Annotated in this window: 28 protein-coding genes and 3 pseudogenes; 25 read left to right on the plus strand and 6 right to left on the minus strand. The window is 38.5% G+C overall.

The annotated features are described in order from the left end of the window. Positions 1-13: 13 nt before the first annotated feature. From ACZ42F_RS02350 to ACZ42F_RS02430, 17 genes and pseudogenes are all read left to right on the plus strand, one after another. Positions 14-1,639, plus strand: coding sequence for an MBL fold metallo-hydrolase RNA specificity domain-containing protein (locus ACZ42F_RS02350; protein ID WP_464279598.1), 1,626 nt, complete (start codon positions 14-16; stop codon positions 1,637-1,639). After that, positions 1,632-2,186, plus strand: a complete 555-nt coding sequence (gene rsmD, locus ACZ42F_RS02355) for a 16S rRNA (guanine(966)-N(2))-methyltransferase RsmD (protein ID WP_464279599.1) — start codon at positions 1,632-1,634, stop codon at positions 2,184-2,186. The genes ACZ42F_RS02350 and rsmD overlap by 8 nt, the downstream gene beginning before the upstream one ends. Then, complete coding sequence (gene coaD / locus ACZ42F_RS02360) at positions 2,174-2,662, plus strand: pantetheine-phosphate adenylyltransferase (protein ID WP_464279600.1); 489 nt, start codon at positions 2,174-2,176, stop codon at positions 2,660-2,662. Before rsmD ends, coaD begins: the two co-directional genes overlap by 13 nt. Then, positions 2,646-3,562: pseudogene (gene miaA, locus ACZ42F_RS02365) on the plus strand (tRNA (adenosine(37)-N6)-dimethylallyltransferase MiaA). The gene coaD and the pseudogene miaA overlap by 17 nt, the downstream one beginning before the upstream one ends. After that, a complete protein-coding gene (locus ACZ42F_RS02370) occupies positions 3,502-4,119 on the plus strand; it encodes a tetratricopeptide repeat protein (RefSeq protein WP_464279601.1) in 618 nt (205 codons plus the stop codon). The pseudogene miaA and the gene ACZ42F_RS02370 overlap by 61 nt, the downstream one beginning before the upstream one ends. Next, positions 4,049-5,083, plus strand: coding sequence for a SpoIID/LytB domain-containing protein (locus tag ACZ42F_RS02375; protein ID WP_464280295.1), 1,035 nt, complete (start codon positions 4,049-4,051; stop codon positions 5,081-5,083). Before ACZ42F_RS02370 ends, ACZ42F_RS02375 begins: the two co-directional genes overlap by 71 nt. 4 nt (positions 5,084-5,087) lie before the next feature. Beyond that, positions 5,088-5,498: a tetratricopeptide repeat protein gene (locus ACZ42F_RS02380; RefSeq protein ID WP_464279602.1), complete on the plus strand. Its 411-nt coding sequence runs from the start codon at positions 5,088-5,090 to the stop codon at positions 5,496-5,498. 86 nt (positions 5,499-5,584) lie between these two features. After that, positions 5,585-6,216, plus strand: a pseudogene (locus tag ACZ42F_RS02385) (N-acetylmuramoyl-L-alanine amidase family protein). Between the two features lie 3 nt (positions 6,217-6,219). Continuing rightward, on the plus strand, positions 6,220-7,065 hold the full coding sequence (locus ACZ42F_RS02390; RefSeq protein ID WP_464279603.1) for a tetratricopeptide repeat protein: 846 nt from the start codon (positions 6,220-6,222) through the stop codon (positions 7,063-7,065). Between the two features lie 9 nt (positions 7,066-7,074). Beyond that, on the plus strand, positions 7,075-8,037 hold the full coding sequence (locus tag ACZ42F_RS02395; protein WP_464279604.1) for an LPP20 family lipoprotein: 963 nt from the start codon (positions 7,075-7,077) through the stop codon (positions 8,035-8,037). Between the two features lie 20 nt (positions 8,038-8,057). Beyond that, entirely contained in the window at positions 8,058-8,447 is a 390-nt protein-coding gene (locus ACZ42F_RS02400; protein ID WP_464279605.1) for a hypothetical protein, read from the plus strand. Positions 8,448-8,563: 116 nt separating this feature from the next. Next, entirely contained in the window at positions 8,564-9,229 is a 666-nt protein-coding gene (locus ACZ42F_RS02405) for an S-layer homology domain-containing protein (protein WP_464279606.1), read from the plus strand. 79 nt (positions 9,230-9,308) lie between these two features. After that, positions 9,309-9,761 carry a pyridoxamine 5'-phosphate oxidase family protein gene (locus ACZ42F_RS02410; RefSeq protein ID WP_464279607.1) on the plus strand — a complete coding sequence of 151 codons (453 nt, stop codon included), beginning with the start codon at positions 9,309-9,311 and terminating at the stop codon, positions 9,759-9,761. An 86-nt stretch (positions 9,762-9,847) separates the two neighbouring features. After that, positions 9,848-10,732, plus strand: coding sequence for a hypothetical protein (locus ACZ42F_RS02415; protein ID WP_464279608.1), 885 nt, complete (start codon positions 9,848-9,850; stop codon positions 10,730-10,732). A gap of 2 nt (positions 10,733-10,734) precedes the next feature. Then, positions 10,735-11,463 (plus strand): FecR family protein, encoded by a 729-nt coding sequence (locus ACZ42F_RS02420; protein WP_464279609.1) that lies wholly within the window; start codon positions 10,735-10,737, stop codon positions 11,461-11,463. Beyond that, positions 11,463-12,044 (plus strand): CDP-alcohol phosphatidyltransferase family protein, encoded by a 582-nt coding sequence (locus ACZ42F_RS02425; RefSeq protein WP_464279610.1) that lies wholly within the window; start codon positions 11,463-11,465, stop codon positions 12,042-12,044. Before ACZ42F_RS02420 ends, ACZ42F_RS02425 begins: the two co-directional genes overlap by 1 nt. After that, complete coding sequence (locus ACZ42F_RS02430; protein ID WP_464279611.1) at positions 12,028-12,708, plus strand: Crp/Fnr family transcriptional regulator; 681 nt, start codon at positions 12,028-12,030, stop codon at positions 12,706-12,708. The genes ACZ42F_RS02425 and ACZ42F_RS02430 overlap by 17 nt, the downstream gene beginning before the upstream one ends. Here ACZ42F_RS02430 and ACZ42F_RS02435 read toward each other — a convergent pair whose 3' ends face one another. From ACZ42F_RS02435 to ACZ42F_RS02460, 6 genes are read right to left on the minus strand one after another with little or no spacing between them, the layout of a single operon-like run. After that, complete coding sequence (locus ACZ42F_RS02435) at positions 12,709-13,131, minus strand: PPC domain-containing DNA-binding protein (protein ID WP_464279612.1); 423 nt, start codon at positions 13,129-13,131, stop codon at positions 12,709-12,711. After that, positions 13,124-14,077 (minus strand): B12-binding domain-containing radical SAM protein, encoded by a 954-nt coding sequence (locus tag ACZ42F_RS02440; protein WP_464280296.1) that lies wholly within the window; start codon positions 14,075-14,077, stop codon positions 13,124-13,126. Before ACZ42F_RS02440 ends, ACZ42F_RS02435 begins: the two co-directional genes overlap by 8 nt. Next, complete coding sequence (locus ACZ42F_RS02445) at positions 14,020-14,748, minus strand: B12-binding domain-containing radical SAM protein (RefSeq protein WP_464279613.1); 729 nt, start codon at positions 14,746-14,748, stop codon at positions 14,020-14,022. The genes ACZ42F_RS02440 and ACZ42F_RS02445 overlap by 58 nt, the downstream gene beginning before the upstream one ends. Beyond that, entirely contained in the window at positions 14,745-15,488 is a 744-nt protein-coding gene (locus ACZ42F_RS02450; protein WP_464280297.1) for an SDH family Clp fold serine proteinase, read from the minus strand. Before ACZ42F_RS02450 ends, ACZ42F_RS02445 begins: the two co-directional genes overlap by 4 nt. Continuing rightward, positions 15,425-15,565, minus strand: a complete 141-nt coding sequence (locus ACZ42F_RS02455; RefSeq protein WP_464279614.1) for a hypothetical protein — start codon at positions 15,563-15,565, stop codon at positions 15,425-15,427. Before ACZ42F_RS02455 ends, ACZ42F_RS02450 begins: the two co-directional genes overlap by 64 nt. A gap of 3 nt (positions 15,566-15,568) precedes the next feature. After that, a complete protein-coding gene (locus ACZ42F_RS02460) occupies positions 15,569-16,297 on the minus strand; it encodes a rhomboid family intramembrane serine protease (RefSeq protein WP_464279615.1) in 729 nt (242 codons plus the stop codon). A 160-nt stretch (positions 16,298-16,457) separates the two neighbouring features. Between ACZ42F_RS02460 and ACZ42F_RS02465 the strand changes: the two genes are divergently transcribed. The 8 genes and pseudogenes from ACZ42F_RS02465 to ACZ42F_RS02500 all read left to right on the plus strand — a co-directional run bounded on the left by ACZ42F_RS02465 (position 16,458) and on the right by ACZ42F_RS02500 (position 21,993). Continuing rightward, on the plus strand, positions 16,458-17,324 hold the full coding sequence (locus ACZ42F_RS02465; RefSeq protein ID WP_464279616.1) for a TIGR01777 family oxidoreductase: 867 nt from the start codon (positions 16,458-16,460) through the stop codon (positions 17,322-17,324). After that, complete coding sequence (locus ACZ42F_RS02470; RefSeq protein ID WP_464279617.1) at positions 17,321-17,683, plus strand: hypothetical protein; 363 nt, start codon at positions 17,321-17,323, stop codon at positions 17,681-17,683. The genes ACZ42F_RS02465 and ACZ42F_RS02470 overlap by 4 nt, the downstream gene beginning before the upstream one ends. A gap of 84 nt (positions 17,684-17,767) precedes the next feature. After that, complete coding sequence (locus tag ACZ42F_RS02475) at positions 17,768-19,381, plus strand: methyl-accepting chemotaxis protein (RefSeq protein ID WP_464279618.1); 1,614 nt, start codon at positions 17,768-17,770, stop codon at positions 19,379-19,381. Positions 19,382-19,573: 192 nt separating this feature from the next. Then, positions 19,574-19,840, plus strand: a complete 267-nt coding sequence (locus tag ACZ42F_RS02480; RefSeq protein ID WP_464280298.1) for an ArsR/SmtB family transcription factor — start codon at positions 19,574-19,576, stop codon at positions 19,838-19,840. A 13-nt stretch (positions 19,841-19,853) separates the two neighbouring features. Then, positions 19,854-20,930: a permease gene (locus tag ACZ42F_RS02485; RefSeq protein ID WP_029970071.1), complete on the plus strand. Its 1,077-nt coding sequence runs from the start codon at positions 19,854-19,856 to the stop codon at positions 20,928-20,930. Between the two features lie 16 nt (positions 20,931-20,946). Then, positions 20,947-21,183 (plus strand): thioredoxin family protein, encoded by a 237-nt coding sequence (locus ACZ42F_RS02490; RefSeq protein WP_029970070.1) that lies wholly within the window; start codon positions 20,947-20,949, stop codon positions 21,181-21,183. Position 21,184: 1 nt separating this feature from the next. Continuing rightward, positions 21,185-21,567 (plus strand): annotated as a pseudogene (locus ACZ42F_RS02495) (arsenic resistance protein); the annotation flags it as partial. 51 nt (positions 21,568-21,618) lie between these two features. Beyond that, complete coding sequence (locus ACZ42F_RS02500) at positions 21,619-21,993, plus strand: rhodanese-like domain-containing protein (RefSeq protein WP_464279619.1); 375 nt, start codon at positions 21,619-21,621, stop codon at positions 21,991-21,993.

The raw sequence follows: 21,993 nt of genomic DNA on the forward strand, positions 1-21,993 counted from the left end.
AAAAGAGGTAAACATGAAAATTAAGTTTCTTGGAGCAGCCAAAACAGTTACAGGCTCCTGTTATATCCTGTCTTATAATGGAGTGCGATTTGCAGTGGATTGTGGCTTACATCAGGGAAACAAGGAAATCGAGAAGAGAAATCTGGCAATAGAAGAATACGACCCGGCTAATCTGGAATTTATTTTAATTACTCATGCGCATATAGACCATTCAGGGCTTTTGCCCAAGTTGGTCAAAGAAGGATTTAAAGGCAAGATTTACCTTACACCACCTACTGCTGAGCTTTTAGAAATTATGTTAAGTGATAGTGCTCATGTTCAGGAAATGGAAGCAGAGTGGAAGAGTCGCAAAAAAGCAAGGCAAGGTCAGAAAAAAGTTAAAGTAGAGCCTCTTTATACTCAAGAAGATGTGGACAATACCCTGCCTTTATTTAACCCTGTAGATTATGGTCAGGAATTTTCTCCTCTTCCTGGAGTAAAGTTTGTTTTTTGTGATGCCGGCCATATTTTAGGCTCTGCTTCCATTAAACTGAAAATAGAGCTGCAGGATGGCAGTTATGATTTTGTCTTTTCTGGAGATCTGGGACGACCCAATCAGCTGATAGTAAACGACCCGACTTATTTTACCCATGCCGATTGTTTATTTTTGGAATCCACTTATGGAGATAGAGACCATAAAGATGAACAAAGAAGTAAAGAGGAACTCTTAGAGGCCATACTTTATGCCTATAACAATGGAGAAAAGGTAATTATTCCTGCCTTTGCTTTGGAGCGTACTCAAGAGATTCTTTTTGTCCTTTATATGCTTTATAGAGAAGGCAAGCTTCCTCAGGATATGCCCATTTTTTTAGATAGCCCTTTGGCCATCAGGGCAACAGAAATTTTTAAGAAAAATTATCAGTATTTTGATACCCAAAGTCAAAAGCTGTTGGCTCAGGGAGAAGACCCTCTTTCCTTACCCATGTTAAAGTATTCTCTCTCTACCCAGGACTCCATGCGTCTAAATACCCTGGAAGGTACGGCTATTATTATTTCAGCCAGTGGAATGGCCCATGCAGGTAGAATAAAACATCATTTAAGGCATAATTTGTGGAAAGAAGGGGCCGCAGTGGTTTTTGTGGGCTTTCAGGCCAAAGGTACCACTGGTCGTAAAATAGTAGATGGAGCTAAAACCATTAAAATTTTGGGCGAAGAAGTAGCTGTGAAGGCTAAGGTCTATACCATCAACGGCTTTTCTTCGCATGCAGGGCAAAGTCAGATTTTGGACTGGTTGAGTCACTTTAAAGATAAAAATATGCGTGTTTTCTTGGTCCATGGGGAAGAAGAAAAGCAAAAGGTACTTGCCCAACTTATTCAAGAGCGCTTTGGTTTTTCTGTACATATCCCGGATTATTTAGAGGAATGTGAGATTTCCCTGGAAAAGACTCTGGCCAGCGTAAAGCCTAAAGAAGCTTTGCCCAAGATTAACTGGAACTATCTCTTTAGTGAGCTCAAAGAAAAGGTATCCAGTCTGGAAGAAAAAGAAAAAAGCATTCAACTTTTGGATTGGACAGACCAGGTGGATTTAAGAGAAGAAGTCTTGGAAGCTATTAGGCTTCTGAGCAAGATTCACTCCAGTTTACCTTCTGATAATGCTTAAAATAACTGCAGGTAAATTTAAGGGCAGGTCTGTATATACCATTAAAGCTCCTGGCTACAGACCTGCCACTTCTAGAGTAAGAGAGTCTCTCTTTTCCATTCTGGGCTCTTTAGGAGTGGTTTGGACAGAAGTAAACTGTCTGGATATCTTTGCTGGAAGTGGAGTTTTGGGGTTTGAGGTTTTAAGTAGAGGGGGTAAAAAAGCTTATTTTGTGGAAAAATCCTTTAAGGCCTGCCAGAATATTTATCGAACTGCCCTGGAACTTAAACTGAGCAAGGATAGTTTTAAGATTTTAAAAGGTGATGGGTTTAAACTCTTAAAAGAGTATGAGTTTGCAAATAAATTCAATTTGATTTTTGTGGACCCTCCCTATGGTTTTAACTATTTTGCGCCTATGTTGGAACTGGTTTTAACTAAAGATTTGTTAGCAGAAGAGGGATTTTTAGTGGCTGAAGTGGAAAAAAATTTATCTCCCCAAACAGATAAATTATACTTGGTGAGAGAAAAACAGTTTGGACAAACCAGGGTGTATATATGGAAAAAATAGCTATTTATCCAGGTACCTTTGACCCTTTGACCAATGGACATGTAAGTTTGGTAAAAAGGGGGTTAAAGATTTTTGATCAGATTATTGTGGCTGTGGCCCTGCACTCACCCAAAAAAACTTTGTTTTCCTTGGAAGAAAGGATTGCTCTGGCCCAGGAAGTCTTTGCTTCCTGTCCAAGGGTAAAAGTGGAAGGATTTTCTGGACTTCTGGTGGATTATGTACGGAAGAGAAAGGCTGTAGCTATTTTGCGCGGCCTTAGGGCAGTCTCAGATTTTGAATATGAATTTCAGATGGCCCTTATGAATAGAAAGCTTAGCCGAGAGATTCAGACGGTTTTTCTTATGACAGATTACAAGTGGTTGTATATTAGTTCTACCATCATTAAAGAAGTAGCCAGTCTGGGTGGAGATGTGCACGGACTCGTTCCAGAGGTAGTAGAAAAAGCACTGTATAAAAAATATGGGAAGAAAGATTAAACTTATCTCCATCTTGGGGCAAACGGGTACAGGCAAAACAGCCCTATCTCTTTTTTTAAGCCAACATTTTCCCATTTCCATTATTAATTTTGATTCCAGACAGGTGTATGAGGACTTACCCATAGTTACTGCCCAGCCTAGTGTGGAAGAAAAAAGTAAAGCTCCTCATTATCTTTTTGGCTTTTTACCTTTAAATAAGAAGGTTACAGCTGGAGATTTTGTGGCCTGGGCCAGGGAAAGGATAGAAGAAGAGAGCAAAAAAGAAAGAATACCTGTTCTGGTTGGGGGCACAGGGCTTTACTTGCGGGCACTATTGTTTGGCCTTTCACCCATTCCCAAAATAACAGAAAAGATAAAAGAACAAATAGCAGAAAAGTTGAAAAAGAAGGACTCAGTGAACTGTATAGGGAACTAAGAGAAATAGACCCCACTTATGCAGCCAAGATTCATCCTAAGGATAAGCAGAGAATTACCAGAGCCCTGGAAGTCTTTTACCAGACCCAGAAACCTTTTTCAGCCTGGCACCAACTTACTCCTAAAGAAAGTATTTATGAATGTATAAAGATTGGTCTAAGAAGGGATTTAGAGGAATTAACTCCTATATTGGCTAGCAGAATTGAAAAGATGATTGAACTGGGCGCTATAGAAGAAGTAAGAAAAGCCATAGAAAAGTATAAAGATACCACTTTGCCAGGCTTTACAGGTATTGGCGTAAAAGAAATTGTTGCCTACCTGGAAAATAAAATTAGTTTTGCAGAAATGCAGCAAGAATGGTTGAAAAATACCAGAGCCTATGCTAAAAGGCAGGTAACCTGGTTTAAAAAGGAAAAAGATGTTTTATGGCTACCTCCTTTAAACAAAGAAGATATTTTGTCCTATTTAATAGACTGGTTAAGGTAGTTTTTTTTATTTTTCTTTACTGCCTTGCAAGTTTACCGGTTTTTGCTCAAAATTCCTTTTTTAATCCTGAACCCCTTTTAAAACAAGCTTCTTTGGCTTTAGAACAGGGTAATTTTCTGGAAGCCCTGGATAATTATGAACTTATTTATAGTTATAGTAAAGATAGGGACATAAGAGCTAGGGCTCTGGTTAGGCAGGGTGATATTTATGCCCTTTTTTTAGAGCGCAAACAAGAGGCTAAGCAGCTTTATAGGCAAGCCATTTACGAGTTTCCTAAGTCTTTAGAGCTTAAAAATGCCTATTTTAACCTGGCCATGCTTTCCTATGAAGACTTTGACCTGGAAAACGCAGAAAAACACTTTAAACTTTTTATCCAGCTTTTTCCCCAGGATATTAGAGTTTATACAGCTAAATATATGCTGGAAAGGATTGATAGAGAGAAAAAGAGCAATTGCCTGAAGAAAAAAATCCAGTGCGCCTGCCTTGGTGGCGCAGCAACAAGAACCTGTAATCAGGGTGTTGTTGGCAAAAGAAGAAAATTTGGAATTAGATTTTAAGCAAGAAATTCAGCTTTTCCAGGGCAAGCTGGCCCGGGGCAGGCATGTTTTTGAGTTTAAAAATCATGCCCTCTGGGTGGATGGTAACAAAGAAAGTAAGGTGTTCAGCACAAAAGGTTTAGGTGGCTTTGTCTGGCAAGGTAAGGAGTATACAGGAGAAATAACGGTTTTAGCCAAAGAGGGTAAACTTTGGTTAATTAATGTCTTGCCTTTAGAAACTTATTTAGAGGGTGTGGTGTCTAAAGAGATGTCCCCTTCCTGGCCTTTAGCTGCTCTTCAATCCCAGGCAGTAGCTGCCAGGACCTATGCCTATTATCTTTATCTTAAATCTGAAGATAGAGATTATGACCTCAGTTCTACTACTGCTTCTCAAGTTTATGGAGGAAAAAGCAAAAATAATCAGGTAGAAAAAGCCGTAAAAAGTACCAGGGGAGAAATTTTAACCTATGAGAATAAGCCTATTTTAGCCTATTTTCATGCTCATAGTGGGGGCATGCTGGAAAAATCCAGTAATGTCTGGAAAGTGGATTTTCCCTATTTTTTGATTAAAAAGGACCCTTTTTCTCCTGAAATTAAAAGGGAAGAATGGCAGCTAAAGATACAAAAAGAGAATATTGAAAAGGTGTTGCGGTCCAAAGGGTTTGCTTTGGGCTCTATTCAAGAAATTCAAGTGGGTGATATTTCACCTTCTGGCAGGATTATAAATTTAAAAATAGTTGCCTCAAAGGCTAAAGTAGTGTTAGCTAGTAATAGTTTTCGTCTCTGGTTAGGCCCTAGGGATATTAAATCCACTCTGGCTGAGATAAAGTGGCAGGGCGATGGACTCTGGATAAGAGGTAGAGGATATGGCCATGGAGTGGGCTTAAGCCAGTGGGGAGCCTATGCTTTGGCCAAAGAAGGTAAAAGTTATAGGGATATTCTGGCTTTTTATTATCCGCAAACCAGGTTAAAGGTTGTGTATTAGCATTATGGCAAAAATTAATAGAAGAAAGGCATTGGTAGCTTTGGCTACAGGTCTAGTTTCTTTAAATTCCAGGTTTTTATGGGCTGAAAGTGGTTTTGACCTGGGTTTAAAGGGACAGGAGCTTTTAGCGCAAGGAAAATATGACCAGGCCATAGAAGTTTTGCAAGCAGGAGTGAAGCTAGAGCCTGATAATGAGTGGCTTTGGGGGCTTCTGGGAAGGGCCTATTTTCAAAAAAAAGAACTAAGAAAGTCTTTGGATAGTTTCAGGCAGGTTTTGCGTTTAAATCCTGAGGACACCTATTCCAGAATGATGGTAGATATTATTTCCCAAAAGCCTTTGCCTCCAAAGATTGAACCTATTAAGCCTTTAACTCCTTTGGAAAAAAGGCCCTGGAAGAAGAAAAGCAAATTTTAGATCGCCTGCAGGTGGAAAACACTCTTGGCTATCGTATCCAGAGGATAGTTTTGGATCCTGGGCATGGGGGCTTTGATTCTGGAGCAGTGGGGCTTAAGGGCTTGCAGGAAAAGAGGTCAATCTGGACCTGGTCAAAAGGACTTCGCAAATACTGGCCCAGATGGATAAGGACTTAAAGGTATTTTTTACTCGTACAGAAGACTATTTTGTGCCTTTAAGTGCCAGAACTACTACAGCCAATCAGTATAGTGCAGATTTATTTGTTTCCTTTCATGTCAATGCCAATGAGAACAGAAAGCCCAGAGGAATGGAAACTTATTTTTGCTCAGAGCGAGCTTCCAGTAAGGAAGCAGCCAGGGTGGCAGAGTTTGAAAATTCTGTGCTTAAGCTGGAAAAAAACGAACTTATTCAAAAGGGGTATGTAAATATTGAAGAGATTTTGTTTTTATTTGAAAGAAAGCGCTACTGGGAGGCAGGGGGAGAGGTTGCTTCCCTTATTCAGAATAATTTAAAAAATCGTCTACCTCTAAAAAACAGGGGAGTGCATTCAGCCAATTTTTATGTTTTGCGTAGAGCCAAGATGCCTTCTATTTTGCTGGAGATGGGTTTTATTTCCAATCCAGAGGAAGAGAAGCTGTTAGCTCAAAGTGATTTTAGACACAAGCTGGCCTTATCCATTGCCTCTTCTATTGTCAGTTTAAAAAAGAGCAGGATATGAAAAATGTTAAAAAAGATAGGGTTAGTTACAATCTTTTTTTTATTATTCAGTGTAGTTGCTTATGCAGAAGATATTAATGACCTTATTTTTCAGGCTTCAGACCTTCACTACCAGGGAAAGTTAAAAGAAGCTAAGGCCTTGTTTGAAAAGGTAATTAGGCTAGACCCCAACAATGAATTTGCCCTAAATCAACTAGGGCTTTTAAGTGCCAAGCAAGAAGATTTTGCCAGGGCTTATAAGTATTTTAGTAAAGTGGTAGCTATTTCTAAAGACAATACCTTTGCCAGAATCTGGCTGGGAGTGCTTTTGCTAAAAGATAACAAAATCAAAGAAGCTACCTCTCAATTTGAAGAAGTTTTAAAGTTAGACCCCTATAATGCCAATGCCTATTATTTTTTGGGAGTGGTTTATGCAGTGGAGCACAATTTAAAACAGAGTATTTTATATTTGCGTAAAGCCCAGGAGGTAGGTTCTGACGACCCAGAGACTCATTATCGCCTGGCCCTGGCTTTTTTGGGTTTGGACATGGTCTATAACGCTGAGTTGGAGCTAAAAAAAGCCCTGGAGTTAAATCCCAAATATGTAAAGGCCTTAAATGAACTGGGCTGGGTTTATTATAACCGAGGTGAAGTAGATAGAGCCATTAAGACCTGGGATAAATCTTTAAAGATAAATGCTAAAAACAACGAAGCCAGATATAATTTGGCTAAAGTTTATAATGAATTAGCTTTAAAGTTTTATCAAGAGAAAAATTTTAAAAAAGCTGGATTTTATTGGCAAAAAACTTTAACTTATGAGCCAAGAAATAAGTCAGCTTTATATTATTTGGGAAAAATAGAAAAAAAATAGGAGGAGCATATGCGAAGATTTTTATTTTTAGTTTGTTTTTTGGCTTTTGGCCTTGGGTTTTATGGAATGGCTTTAGCGCAACAACCAATAATGGACTATGCTTATGTCCAGACTTTTGAAAACGGAAAGGTGAATTGGCAGACAGGTTTGGTTACTGCGACAGGCATAGGTGCTCCACCGGCTACAGCAGTGAATATGGCTCAAGCCAGAGCAATGGCTGTAAGGGCTGCTACTGTAGTGGCTAGAAGAAATTTATTGGAAGTTTTAAAAGGGGTACAGATTGATTCTACTACCACGGTTCAAAATTATATGGTCACCAACGACATAATTATCTCTAGAGTACAGGGTTTTTTACAAAATTCCCAGGTCCTGGACATTGCTTACATGTCTGATGGTTCAGTAGAAGTGACCGTGGGAGTTAGTTTGAGAGGAGGCCTGGCTGATGTACTTTTACCTCCTACTATCCCCTTTGGGACAAAAATTCAAAAGCCAGAGCGCTTAACTCCTCCTACACCTCCGGTAGCACCCAGCCAACCTCAAGTAAATGTACCTCAGCCCCCAGTTGTTGCTCCGCAGCCTCCTCAAGTTCAGCCAGAACCTACACCTGCCATGCCTGCTCCTCAGCCTGAAATGGTTTATACCGGTCTTATTGTAGATGCCAGAGGCCTTGGAGCCAGACCAGCTATGAGTCCCAAAATTTATGACGAAAATGGCCAGGAAGTTTATGGCTCTGCTTTTGTCAGCCGTGAATACGCCATTCAGCAGGGAATGGCTGGCTATGCCAAGGATTTGGAGAAAGCCAAATCCAATCCCAGAGTGGCGAATATGCCTTTTGTAGCTAAAGCTGTTCAGGTGAAGGGTAAAGGCAAGGCTGATTTGGTTATAGACAATGCCAGTGCCAACCAGTTAAGAGCTTTAAGTCAAAAACAGAGTTTCTTGGAAAAATGTAAAGTTATGATTATCCTGGATTAGCTTAAAAAGGAGATAGAAGGATGAAAGTATATAAAAGATTGAGTTTTGTCCTGGTGGTACTCTTTTTACTGGTGGTCAGTTGTACACCCAAAGGAAGGGCTCCCCAGGGAATGATGGATAATCCACTGCATCACTATAAGCAGGGAGTGGCCTATTTAGATGAAGATAAGCTGGACCTGGCTGAAGAGGAGTTTGAACAGGCCTTGAGTCTGGATCCAGACTATGGGCCTGCTCTGGCTGGAAAGGGACTTATTCAGGTTATAAAAGGGGATAGGGATGGTTTAAAACTTATAACCAAAGGCCAACAAAAGGCTAAAGGTAAGGAAGAAAAAATCTGGACCCTTGTCTCTGAGATAAGGGCTTATATTGCTTTGAAAAACAGAAAAAACTTTCTGACTATCAGCTTATAACCAAAGCCAAGGAAGCCTTTAGCAGGGGCAATGTAATTAAACCCAATTCTCCTGAGCTTTATTTTTACTTAGGAGAAGCTTATCTTTATGGTTTAGATTTTTATAAGGCAGAAGAAATGTATGCCAGGGTAAAGTCCCTGGGAGATAAGGATTGGGAAGAAAGGGCTGACTTGCGCTGGCAGTTAGCTCAAAAGGCCAATAGAGCAGCCCCTGAGAGTCAGCTGGGCAAGGAAATTGTGCTGGTGGATAAACTAACCAGAGGTGATCTGGCTGGCCTTTTGATTGAAGAGTTAAATGTAAAGCGTTTTTATACTAAAACTCAAGAAGCAGAGAAAAAGACCTTTGAAGCCCCTCAAGGCGTGCAGATGAAGTTTGAAGATATTTACACTGAGAACAAGGTCAAGGACATTGCCGATCATCCTTTGAAAAACGACATTCTTATGGTTGTGGGTTTAGGAGTTAGAGGCTTGCAACCCTATCCAGATCACACCTTTAGACCCAATGAACCAGTATCTAAGGTGGAAATGGCTTTACTTTTTGAAGATATTTTAATTAGAGCCACTGGAAATAACAAACTGGCCACAGAATTTATTGGTCAGGAGAGCAATATTCCTGATATTCCAACCACTCATTATGCCTTTAATGCAGTTATGCTTTGTACCACTAGAGGGCTTTTGAGTACAGATATTCGAAGTGGAGAGTTTTATCCAGACCAAACTATTTCTGGTGTAGATGCGGTTTTAGCTATAAAAAAATTAAAAGATATGCTTAGATTATTCTAGTAAATGGTTTTGAGTAGAGTTTTAAATGCACTGGATGAAATTCATCCAGTGCATTTTTTTAATTTTAAAGGAAAGTACTATGCGTAGAAAAGATAGGCAGATTAGTCAAAGCGAAGCTCTTACTCTTTTGGAAAAGGGTGAATTTGGAGTTCTTTCCACTGTAGATGGAGAAAATAGGCCTTATGGAGTTCCAATAAATTATTGTCTTTTAGATGATAGTATTTATTTTCACTGTGCTTTAGAAGGGAAAAAAATAGATAATATTCAGTTTCAACCTGTTGTTTCTTTTTGTGTAGTTGGGCATACCTGTCTTATCCCAGAAAAATTTAGTACCAAATACGAAAGTGTTATTGTTTGTGGAGAAGTTGAAGAGGTTTTTGCAGAAGAAAAAATAAGGGCGTTAAAGGGATTAATAAAGAAATACGCTTCAGAATACGAGGATAAGAGCCAGAAATATATTGCTTCTTATCTGGATAAAACCAGAGTATTTAAGATAAAAATCAAAGAAATTAGTGGCAAAGCTAGAAGATAACTACTTAAACCTAAAAGAAGAGATTGACAGTTAAAGGCTTTTTTTTGCAGATTTGACCACAAAGGTTGAGGGAAGGAAATGAAAATATGCTGAAAATAATTAAATTGTTTGTGATATTGCTTTTTTTATGTGGGGTGCAAAGTGCTTACGCTGGAGTGGAAGTAGAAGTTATCTGGCCTAAAGATAGTGCAGAAACTTTGAAAGATATAAAACCCAAAATATACGAGCAGGCCTTTTTACAGGCTGTTTTAAAAGAAGCCAATAACTTGTTGGACCAAAAATTATCCAAGCAGAGACTGGAGATTTTAGGGGAGTTTTTATTACCCAGGATAGATAAGTTTATTTATGGTTATAGAGAGCTTTCCTGGGTGGAGCAGGAAGAGACTTTAGAGTTAAAGCTGGACTGTGAAGTAAATAAAAGCCTTTTACGGCAAGAGTTAAAAAAATATGGACTTCTATTTACTGCCAATAAAAAACTGGCCTATGACCTGACCTTAAAGGGAGTTAGTCCAGAAGAATTTTTGACCCTGAGTCGCTTGCAAACTTTAACCGGGGTAGAAGTAAAAGTGGACGCCCCTTTAAAAGTAACTATTTTAAAGGGACAGGAAAAGTGGTTTGGAGAGTTAGTGGTAAAAGAGCACAAATTGGAAATTCAGGCAGATGACTTGGAAAATTTATGGATAAAACTCTGGGCAGGTTATTTTGATTTACCAGAGGTAATGAATGAACTGGTAGAAAGTTTTACTTTAGTTAGTAGTGGCTGGGTCACCATAGATAGTTTAAAGGAATTTGATAAAGACCTGGGCACCTGGTCAAGATTTGTATTGAAGAAGAATTTGCTAACAGTGGAACTAAGTGGTCCTTCCATAAAAGCTAGCTGGAAAGTTTGGAGCTTAAACAAAGAAGAGCTTGCCTTAGAGCTTAAAAAAGTTTTACATCCCCAAAATATAGTTTTTAACCTGGAGGAGTAATTATGAAAAAATTTATTTTTTTATGGGGAATATTTTTTTTCTTTTCTTCTTTTGTCCTGGCTGCAGAAATAGAAGTAGAAGGTAAAGTAAAAGTAAACTATTTAGAAGGTAAGGCCTTTGTACAGGATAAGGAATTGCAAATAGGCCAGTTTCTCACTCCTCCTGTTGAAATAAAGGTAAAAGAGAAGAGCAAGTTGGAGCTTGTATTGCCAGATGGAAGTGTTTTACGCTTTAATGAAAATACCACTTTGACCCTGGTTAAGGCCCTGTATGATGAGAAAAATAGTAAACGGGAGATGAAAACTCAATTGATGTTAGGAGAATGCTGGGCTTCTGTAAAAAAGCTCATGGCCAAGGATAATAAATTTGAATTAGAAACCCCTACAGCTGTTGCTGGAGTTGCTGGCACCAAATATAGAGCAGTAGTTGCTGCTGAATATAATAGATTTTTGGTCTATGATGGTAAAATTCAGGTGGGTTATAGGCCAGTTTCAGAAGAATATAAACCTGGAAAATCCTTAATGGCTCAGAGGGTAAGTGGACCCAAGAAGGTAGAAGGACCTAAAAGAGTTAGTTTGCAGGAGTGGTTAGTTATTGTGGGGGCAGGATATGAATTTGTGCTTTATCCAGATGGACGCTTTGCTCCTCCTAAAAAATTTGCCTTAGAAGAAGATGAACAAAATCCCTGGGTGCGCTGGAATAAAGAAAGGGATAAATTGCTAGGCTTTTAATGAACAAAAACCTGACCATTCCCAATATCCTTACTGTCTTTAGAATCTTACTTACTCCTGTGTTTGTGATTTTCTTTTTGGATAAAGAATATGCCTGGTCTTTAGGAGTATTTTTCTTAGCAGGTTTTACTGATGGCTTAGATGGATTTATTGCTAGGTTTTTTAGACAAAAATCCAAACTGGGTGCCTTGCTGGACCCTCTGGCAGATAAGGTACTTTTAATAACCACTTATGTGTGTTTGGGTATTGCCAGGTGGGTACCAGGCTGGCTTGCTGTCCTGGTGGTAAGTAGGGATTTGCTTATTTTAGGAGGAGTTGGCTTACTTAGCTTTTTGGGTTTTGCCATTAAAGACAATATTCGCCCTTCTTTTGTGAGTAAAGTAAATACTTTACTTCAAATATTACTGGTAGTTTTAATTTTAGGTGCAAAAAGTAGTTTTTGGGTTTTAAAGATAGAACTTGGTTATTTTTACGCTTTGGTTGGACTGTTTACCCTTTTATCTGGGATAAACTATGTTTTCCAGGGAATAAATTACCTTTCTTTAATAAACAACAATTCTAAAAATGAATACGATCGATAAATTAAAGGAAATTTCTTTATTTTCTTTTTTGGATACAGAAGTTCTAGAAAAGTTAAAATCAATTTCTATTTTAAAAAATTATATTTCTGGTGAGCATGTTTTTAGGGAGGGAGAGCCTGGAAAAGGATTTTTTGGAATTATTTCAGGAAGAGTAAAAATATATAAAAACAATTTTGAAGGAAAGGAACAGATTTTACACCTATTGGGACCGGGAGATATTTTTGCAGAAGTGGTTTTAGGAGGAGATTTTAATTATCCTGCCAATAGTTTGTGCCTGGAAGACAGTACTCTGGTCTTTATCCCCAAGGAAAAGTTTAAAAAGCTTTTTCAAGCAGAGCCAGATTTAGCCCTAAAAATGATTTGGCTTTTTAGTTTGCGCCTGAAAGAACTGGTTCAGAAAGTGGAGGATTTGAGCTTAAAAGAGGTGCCTCAAAGGTTAGCCCTTTATCTTTACTCTCTGGCTCTGGATAAGCAGAAGAAAGTAGTGAGGCTGGAAACCACTAAAAGCGAGCTTGCTTATCTTTTGGGAACTATTCCAGAAACCTTATCTCGAGCCTTTAAAAGCTTAAAAGAACAGGGGTTGCTTTTAACTAGAGGTAAAGATATTGAAATCCTGGACCCAGAATCCCTAAAGGCCTTTGCTCAACTGGGAAAGCACTTTTAATTAGATATCCCAGAGAGGAAGTCCGGTTTGTTGGTCCAGTTTTCTTTCTAAACTTGGGCCAGTAAAAGGAATAATTAGAAATTCACAGGCAAAAACAATATTTTCAGAGGAAAGGTGTCCTCCCAAAAGATTGCCCTTGTTGTCTCCCAGAGTGATGTGGGCGTGCACAAAGGGAGTATTATCCTTTAAAGATACATTGCCTATAAGAGACACTATTTCTAAGTGTTGATTAAAGGTGATGAGTTCATAATTTTGAGAGTCTTGATGGTAGTAGGCTATGGTGGCTTTTTGTAAGGCGCCTATGGCTTCCACTTTGCCCAAATTTATCTTTTCTTGTTTAACTATCTCATTTAATTCACTTAATAGGTCTTTTCCATAGCCTATTCTACCTATGATTACTCCCTCTTTAGTCTTTTTATACATTCTTTTCTCCTAAAAAAATTTTTTTGTTGTTTAAGGTAGTAAGATAACTAGACTCTTTTTTAAAAAAAGTCCACAGGTTAGAGGAAAAATGAGGAATGGGAAAGTAGTTTTTGCCGTCATAACCAGAAAGAAGGTTTTCTTTTTCCAATTTACTCAAAATAGTTAAGCCTAAATTCTGGCGTGGATTTTGACCTGGATAGTTTAAAAGCTCCTTAAGGTGTATATGCTGGACAAGTTTAAAGCCTTTTAAAAAGTTTATGATTCTGGCCAGGATAAACAAAGAATAGAGTTCATCTCTACTAATAAGAGCATCTTCTGTATCTAAAAAGGTAGACCTGGCCATAAAAAAATGGTCTTTATCTTTACGCCTGGGGTTAAAGAGGGCAGAGCCAGGTGCAGCATAGTAAAGAGAAGGACCTAGCAGTACTGGCTCTCTGGCAATAAAGGACATGGTTTTTACTATGGATTCCAGACTTTCCTTAGGTAAACCCAGAATTTGATAGACAATGAGCTTAAATCCCAGTTTAAATGCTGTGGTTATGACTTCTTGAAGCTTTTTTAAGTCCAGGGGCCTGGATAGGTCTTTGGCCAGATTTTTATTTAGGGTTACCAGGGAGAGATTTAGCTCTTTAAATTTAGCTTGTTGCATTAAAGAAAGCATTTTCAGGTCTAAATTAAAGTAGGCCAGGCCATTCATAGCTACGCATTCTATATCCTGCCCGGAAAAGGTTTTTGCTAGGGCTGAAAGTAAATGGGAAAAATATTTTGCGTTAAAGCTTAAATTATCGTCTTCAAAATCAAAGATTCTATATCCTTGCTGGTATCTTGTTTTTAGTTCAGCAATCACATCTTCAACTGGTCTTAGATTGTAATGGGGAAAGGTGTTTTTTACTGAACAGAATTTGCATTTATAAACACAGCCTCTACTGCAGGTAATAAAAGCAATAGGTTTTTCCTTAAGGTGTAATTGGCAGGAGAAAAATCACTGAAATCTGGCCAGGGCAGGTCTTGAAGGGGAAAGTTGGGTTCAGGTGGGGTTAGAATGGGTTTGCCTTGTTCTTTAAAACCCAGGTTGGGGACCTGGGTAAAATTTTTATCTCCAAGATAAGCTTCTAAAAACCTGGTTAAAGGCCTTTCCCCTTCTCCATAAATGACAAAGTCAATATATTCTTCTTTTAAAACACTTAAAGGAGCACAAGAAAGATGAGTGCCTCCAGCTAAAATGGGCACTTTTAAAATTTCTTTTATTTTTTGGGCACAGAGCAAAGCTTCTCTATAGTAAGGAGAAAATAAAATAGAAACTAAAACTAAATCTGGCCTTTCTTCCTTTACCTTGCTTACTATTTCTTCATAATCTGCTCCAAAGTGATAGTAGTGATGAAAAGTAGAAAAGGGACTTTTATCGGTGGGAAAGTAGTAGTTCTTTAAATAGGCCACTTCCTTTGGATAGGGTATGGTTTTGGCCGGGTAGCCCTGCTGAAAGTCCAAGATTTTGGTTTTTATTTGAGGAAAATATTTTTTTACTATGGCCTTAAGATAGGCCAGTCCCAGGGGTTGAAGCCTGATTTTGGTCTGGTAAAAGTCTTCAATAGGAGGCTTTAAAAAGACCAGCTTCATTTAGAAGTGTTTTTCCTGGGAATAGGCAAGTACTCTACTGAGGGGGTTTTTCTTACTGGTTGAGGGTATAGGCTTAGAAGTTGTAAAATCTCTGCTGGCATTTCTTTACTTACCTTTAGTCCCAGCTTACTGGCTTCAGAAAAGGTCAGAGGATAATCATGGGTCCACCTTCCTTCAGAAAGTATTTTAGCTAGTTCCCTGGCCTTTTCTTCCTCATAATTGCCCTGGAGCAGTTCATAAGCAGCTTCTTCTACCTGTTTGATAGCCATTTTGGCCATATCTCCCAGAATAAGGGTTTTATCTTCCAACTTGTCAATGGGTTTCTGGGCAATAGTCCTTAAAAGAGAAGCTGCCGGGTATTCTCCTAGCTGGGGGTCAATTGGTCCCAGGACAGAGGATTCGGTCATGACTATTTCATCTGCGGCCAGGGCAATGAGAGTACCTCCGCTCATGGCATAATGAGGCACAAACACAGTAACTTTGCCTTTGTGTTTTTTTAAAGCCCTGGCAATTTGCAGGGAAGCCAGCACCAATCCTCCTGGGGTATGTAAAACTATATCCAAGGGAATTTCTGGGTCAGTTAGGTGAATAGCCCTTAAGACTTCTTCTGAGTCATGAATGTCAATATAACGAAATACAGGAAATCCTAAAAAACTCATGGTTTCCTGGCGATGTATCAATAAAATAAGCCGAGAATTTCTTTTTTTTCTATCCTGGCAATTAACTTTTGTCTGGCTGATTCTAACATTTTTTGCTTTAAAACAGGTTGCAAGGCAGAAAGGATAAAAAGTAACCAGATTAAATCCAGGTATCCCATAGTTTACTCCTTAAAAAAATTGCTAAAATAATATTCATCTGCATACCAGGGACGATAGTTTTTATTTTTAAATAGTGGCAGAAGTAAGATTCCCACCACAAAACCTCCAATATGGGCAAAAAAAGCTATATTAGAACTAAATTGTTCAGAAGTGAGGGAAAACACTCCAGAAAATAGCTGAGAAATAAACCAGCCAGTTAAATAGAAAATAGCAGGTATTTCAATAAAATACGGAATGAAAAAGAGAGGAATAAGAGTTATTATCCTGGAATGGGGAAAAAGAATTAAATAAGCTCCCATAACTCCTGCAATGGCTCCAGAGGCTCCTACTGTAGGTATGGTGGAATTGTAGTTGAGATAAAAGTGACATAAATTGGCTCCCAGTCCGCACAGAAGATAAAAAATAAGGTATCTTAGATGCCCCATTCTATCTTCCACATTATCGCCAAAAATATAAAGGGCCCACATGTTGAAAATAAGGTGCAACCAGCCTCCATGGAGAAACATGTTGGTTAGAAAGGGTAGATAATTGTGCGGCGATAAACCCATATAAACCGCCCAAAAGGGATAGGTATATCTGGCAGGCACCAGGCCATACTCAAAGAAAAGGTGTTCCAGAGCTAAGGGCGGAAGAGAGGCTTCATAGAAAAAGATAAGCACATTTAAGATAATGAGGAAATAATTCACAAAAGGAGTGGTTCTGTGGGGTATGGAATCTTTTAAGGGAAACATGTTATGTGTATTAAGAGAAGAAAACAGGTTAAGTCAAGATTTTTTAGACCTGGCTACAAGGTTAAAATGTTCTAAACAAGAACTCTTTAATATTTTTAACTTGCTTTTTTCCTTTTTTCTTTTTAATAATGTTTAATAATAATTTTAGGAGTGGTAAAGTATGCAAGTAGCTATTTTGGGAGCCAGTGGTTTTGTAGGTAGTTTTTTAGCTGCTTATTTTCAGCAAAAAGGGCTGGAGATTGTTCCTTTAGGTAGAAAGGATTTGACTAATCTGGATGAGTTGGCTTTGAAACTAGATAAGGTGGATACCTTGATTAATTTAGCTGGTGCTCCCATTTCCAAAAGATGGACAGAAGAATATAAAAAGGTACTTTACTCCAGCAGGATAGAAAGTACTAAGATATTGGCCCAGGCCATTTTAAAGACCCAAAATAGGCCTTGTAATTATTTTTCTGCTTCAGCTGTAGGCATTTACGCTCCTTTAGAGGATAGGGTGCAGGATGAAGAAAATTTTGTTTATGGTGAAAATTTTTTAAGTAAAATTTGCCAGGACTGGGAAAAAGAAGCCTTACAGTTTACAAACTTTAATCTTCGAGTAGTTATATTTCGCTTTGGAGTGGTTTTGGGCAAAGGAGGAGCTCTGGCCAAACTGCTACCCTTTTTTAGATGGGGGATAGGTGGAAAAATTGCCTCTGGAAACCAGGGTTTTCCCTGGGTTCATTTAGAAGATTTAGCCAGGGCCTTTTATTGGGCTTTGAATAAAAAAGATGCCCGGGGGATTTACAACTTGTGTGCCCCTCAGCTTACCACCAATAAGGATTTTACCAGGACTTTAGCCAGGGTTTTAAAGCGTCCTGCTTTTTTCCCGGTACCCAGATTTATTTTAAAACTTGCTCTGGGTGAAGGAGAGATGGTTCTTACCCAGGGGGCAAAAGTCGTTCCTTCTAGGTTGCAAAAGGAAGGTTTTTCCTTTAAATATAATAAATTAGAAGAAGCTTTAAAAAATATTTGGGAGCATTGGTCATGAAAATAAGAATGCTACACAAAATGGTTTTGGCCTTTTTAGGTGCTACTTTGATTTTTAGTTTTGTAGCCATTTATGTTTTAAATAACATGAACAGGTTAAAATTGGGCATGGATAAGTTTATTTCCCTGCAAAAGGAAATAGATTATTTTAAAAATATAGATGGTTATTTAACAGAAGCGGAAAAGGTCATAAGTAATATTTACTTTAAAAAAGAAGATTTTAACCAGTTATTAGACCAATTTAAGAAGATAAAAGAGCAAGAGAAAAATATTTTAGTCTCTGATAATAAAGCCGTAAGTCAAAGTTTAGCTGATTTTTTTGCCTCCATGCAAGAAATTGCTTCTATAGAAAGAAGATGAGGAATAGATTTTATTCGGGCAAAAACTAGGTTTACCAATTCTAAAGAAAAGTTAGAGAACTTAATCACTAAAAATATTTTAGAATTGGAAAAGACAAAGACTAAAGAATATGTTTTTTTGCTGGAGCAAGAAGAAAAGGTTAAAACATTATCCTGGTATGGATTGAGTGGAGGGATTGTTTTTGCTTTAGGGATTGGAGTTTTGCTTTCCTGGTTTGAAACCAGAAGATTAAAAGCTGGTCTTAGTTTTGTCCAGGAAATAGAAAAGGGTAATTTTAAGGCAGAGATAGACTTAAAAGGCAGTGATGAGATAGTTGATCTGGTAGAAAAGATAAAAGACTTAAAGAGCAAGCTTATTTTTATCGAGGATTTAATACTCAAACAAAAGGAGGAAGTGGCCAAGGGTAATATTTTGTTTAAAATGAATGGTGAAGATCTGGAAGGGGATTTTAAAAATATTATTGTTGGAGTTAATAAGGTGGTAGAGGTTTTGGTGGGGCATTTAGACAATGCTCCTGTACCTGTGATGTGTATGGATAAAAATTTTAATATTCTTTTCCTGAATAAAGTGGGGTTAGGTTTACTGGGGAAAGACCTGGCAGAGGTAAAGATGCAAAAATGTTATAATTTTTTCCATACTGAAGATTGTCAAAGCGATAAATGCGCCTGTAAACAGGCAATGACCAAGGGGAAAAGTGCAGTGGAAGAAACCATTGCCAGGCCAACAGGAGAAGATATTTACATTCAGTACTATGGTAATCCTATTGTTGATGAAAAAGGAGATATTGTTGGAGCCTTTGAATATATTTTGGACATAAGTAATTTGAAGAGGGCTCAACTAAAACTAGCTAAGCTAGCCCAGGATGGCGAAGTGGTAAGCAGTCGTTTGTCTTCAGCTGCAGAAGAACTTTCTGCTCAGGTGGAGCAGGCCAGCCAGGGTAGTGAGGTTCAGAAAGATAGAGCCAGAGAAACTGCTACAGCCATGGAGCAAATGAATTCTACAGTTTTAGAAGTGGCTAAAAATGCTTCAGTAGCAGCAGAAAATGCCAATAGGGCCAGAGAAGTGGCTCAAGAAGGGGCAAAAGTAGTAGAAGAGACCATTACCAGTATTTTAGAAGTAAAAGAGCAAGCCCGATTTTTGGTAAAAAATATGCGTAATTTGGAAAAACAGGCTGAGGGAATTGGTAAAGTAGTGGGAGTAATTACAGATATTGCTGACCAGACCAACTTGCTGGCTTTAAATGCTGCCATAGAAGCTGCCAGGGCAGGTGAGGCCGGAAGAGGCTTTGCTGTGGTTGCTGATGAAGTGAGAAAGTTGGCAGAAAAGACCATGAATGCCACTAAAGAGGTGGAAACTAGTGTCAGTTCTATTCAAAATGTATCCAAGGATAATGTATTGGCCATGGGTAAAATGGATGAAACTGTTTTAGCCTGTAGCCAGAAGGCAGAAGAGGCAGGCAAGGCTTTAAAGCGTATCGTAGAAATGTCTCAAAATACCCTGGCTCAAGTAGAGGCCATTGCCACAGCTTCAGAAGAACAGTCTTCTGCTTCTGAACAAATCACCAGAAGTACCGAAGAGATTAACCGCATTTCTGAAGAGACTTCTCAGGCCATGCGAGAAGCTTCCGCTGCTGTAAGTGAACTGGCCAAACTGGCTCAGGAACTGCGTAGAATCATAGAAGAAATGGTGGCGATTTAAAACCTTACTAGGGAAAAGTTGTTGTACTAAAAAATCCCCTTTTAAAAGGGGATTTTTAGTTTTGGAAGTAAAAACTCCTTGACTTCATATAGCCAAATAACTATATAGCTAAAAACGGGAGGGAGTAATGAAGAAAATTGTTAAAATATTTAAAGCCGTATCTGATGCCAACAGGTTAAAAATCCTGGGTTTATTGCTGAAAAGAAAGAAGTGTGCGTGTGTGAATTTCAGCAGGTGCTGGAAGTGGCACAGCCCACTGTATCCAAGCATTTGAAGATACTGGAAGAAGCAGGATTTATAGAAAGCAGAAGGCAGGGTTCCTGGATGATTTATTTTTTGCCTTTAGAGATGGAAGCAAAGAACAAGCAACTTGTTGATTTGCTTGCCAGGTGGCTGGAAGAAGAAAAAGAAATTCAGGACCTGGCTAAACTTTTGCCCAATTTAAGAGAAAAGGAATAGGAGGAAAATAGAGATGGAAAATCTAGAGTGCGCTTGTGCGAGTGAGCAAAAGCTAAAAAGAGAAAATCCCAAAAGTAAGTTTTTTTATTGGTTTTGGGGGTTGGTGCTGCTGGGTATATGGACTTTACTTTATAAAAGTTTGCTTCCCTTTTCCCAGTGGTTTGCCTTTTCTTTGCTTGCTTTAAAACCAGGCTCTCATCTGGGAGAAGCAGTACAGTTTTTTGTTTATGATACTCCCAAGGTTATTTTATTGCTTACTCTGGTGGTTTTTTTAGTGGGTATTGTGCGTTCTTATTTTTCACCAGAAAGGACGAGAAAAATCTTAGCTGGTAAAAGGGAAAGCGTGGGTAATGTGCTGGCTGCTCTTTTAGGAATTGTAACTCCCTTTTGTTCTTGCTCAGCTGTTCCTCTTTTTATTGGTTTTGTTACTGCTGGCATTCCTTTAGGAGTTACCTTTTCTTTCTTAATATCTGCTCCTATGGTTAATGAAATAGCTTTAGTCTTATTGTATGGTTTACTGGGCTGGAAAATTGCAGCGCTATATCTTTTTACGGGCCTTTTTGTGGCTATAGTAGCTGGATTTGTTATAGGCAGGCTTAATCTGGAGCATTATATTGAAGATTGGGTCTTAAAAATTAGAACAGATGCCAATGTGGTAACAGAAGATAAGAAAAGTTTTGAGCAGAGGATAGAGTATGCCTTGCAGTCAGTAAAAGATATTGTGGGAAAAGTCTGGATTTATATTGTTATTGGTATTGCTGTAGGAGCTGGCATTCATGGTTATGTGCCAGAAGATTTTATGGCTTCTATTATGGGTAAGTCTTCCTGGTGGTCTGTGCCTTTAGCGGTAATTATTGGTGTACCTATGTATTCTAATGCTGCTGGGATTGTTCCTGTGGTAGAAGCTCTTTTGGGTAAAGGAGCTGCTCTGGGTACGGTTTTAGCTTTTATGATGAGTGTTATTGCCCTGTCTTTGCCTGAAATGCTTATTTTGCGCAAGGTCTTAAAAAAGAGACTTATAATTGTTTTTGCTTCTATTGTGGCTATGGGTATTTTGCTGGTTGGATATATTTTTAATCTGGTAATTTAAAAAAGGAGGTTTGGTTATGGAAGTAAAAGTTTTAGGCCCTGGTTGTCCCAATTGTGAAAAGACCATGAATGTGGTGATGGATGCCATTAGAGAGTCTGGCATTATGGCCAATGTCACTAAAGTAACTGACTATGCAGAAATTGCTAAGATGGGCGTGCTTTCCACTCCCGGGGTGGTGGTGGATGGTCAGGTAAAGTGTGCTGGTAAGGTGCCCACCAAGGAAGAGGTAATTTCCTGGCTAAAGGGAGAGTAGTATGTCTGAGGTAATTAAAAAACTTTCTTTTCTGGACCGTTTTCTCACTCTATGGATTTTTTTGGCCATGTTTGTGGGGGTGTTGGGGGGCTATTGGTTCCCCCAAATTAAAGATGTCCTAAATTATTTTCAGGTAGGTACCACCAATGTGCCCATTGCTATAGGACTTATTTTGATGATGTATCCCCCTCTGGCCAAAGTAAAATACGAACAATTAGGCGAGGTATTTAAAAACACGAAGGTCTTATTTTTGTCCCTGGTTCAAAACTGGATAGTTGGACCTATTTTGATGTTTTTATTGGCCATTGCTTTTCTTTCTGGCTATCAAGAGTATATGGTTGGCTTAATTATGTGATTGGGCTGGCTCGCTGTATTGCTGCAGTAAAAACACCTACAGGAGTATGTCATTTTAGTTGTGAAAAATAAGGAGAAAAAATGAGATTAGACGAATTATTTTTAGAAATGGATCTGGAATTTTTTGGTAGTGGACAACATGGGATAGGAGTAGATTCAGCTGTAAAACTTATAGGAAAGGAAAACATCTTTTTTTTAGATGTAAGGACCAGGGAAGAAAATGAGCTTTTACAGTTTCCTTTTGCCGTGAATATTCCAGTAAATGAAATTCCTAAGCGTTTGGAAGAAATTCCTAAAAACAAACTGGTGATTATTTTTTGTTCTTCTCTGGTTAGGGCTGCAATGGTCTATGCCTATTTACTGGAAAAGGGATATGATGAATTAAAGATTTTATTGGCTTCTACAGAACAACTGGTTACTTTATTAAAGCCCAAACCCATTTATGCTAGAAAATAA

The organism is Desulfonauticus autotrophicus, from assembly GCF_055381725.1.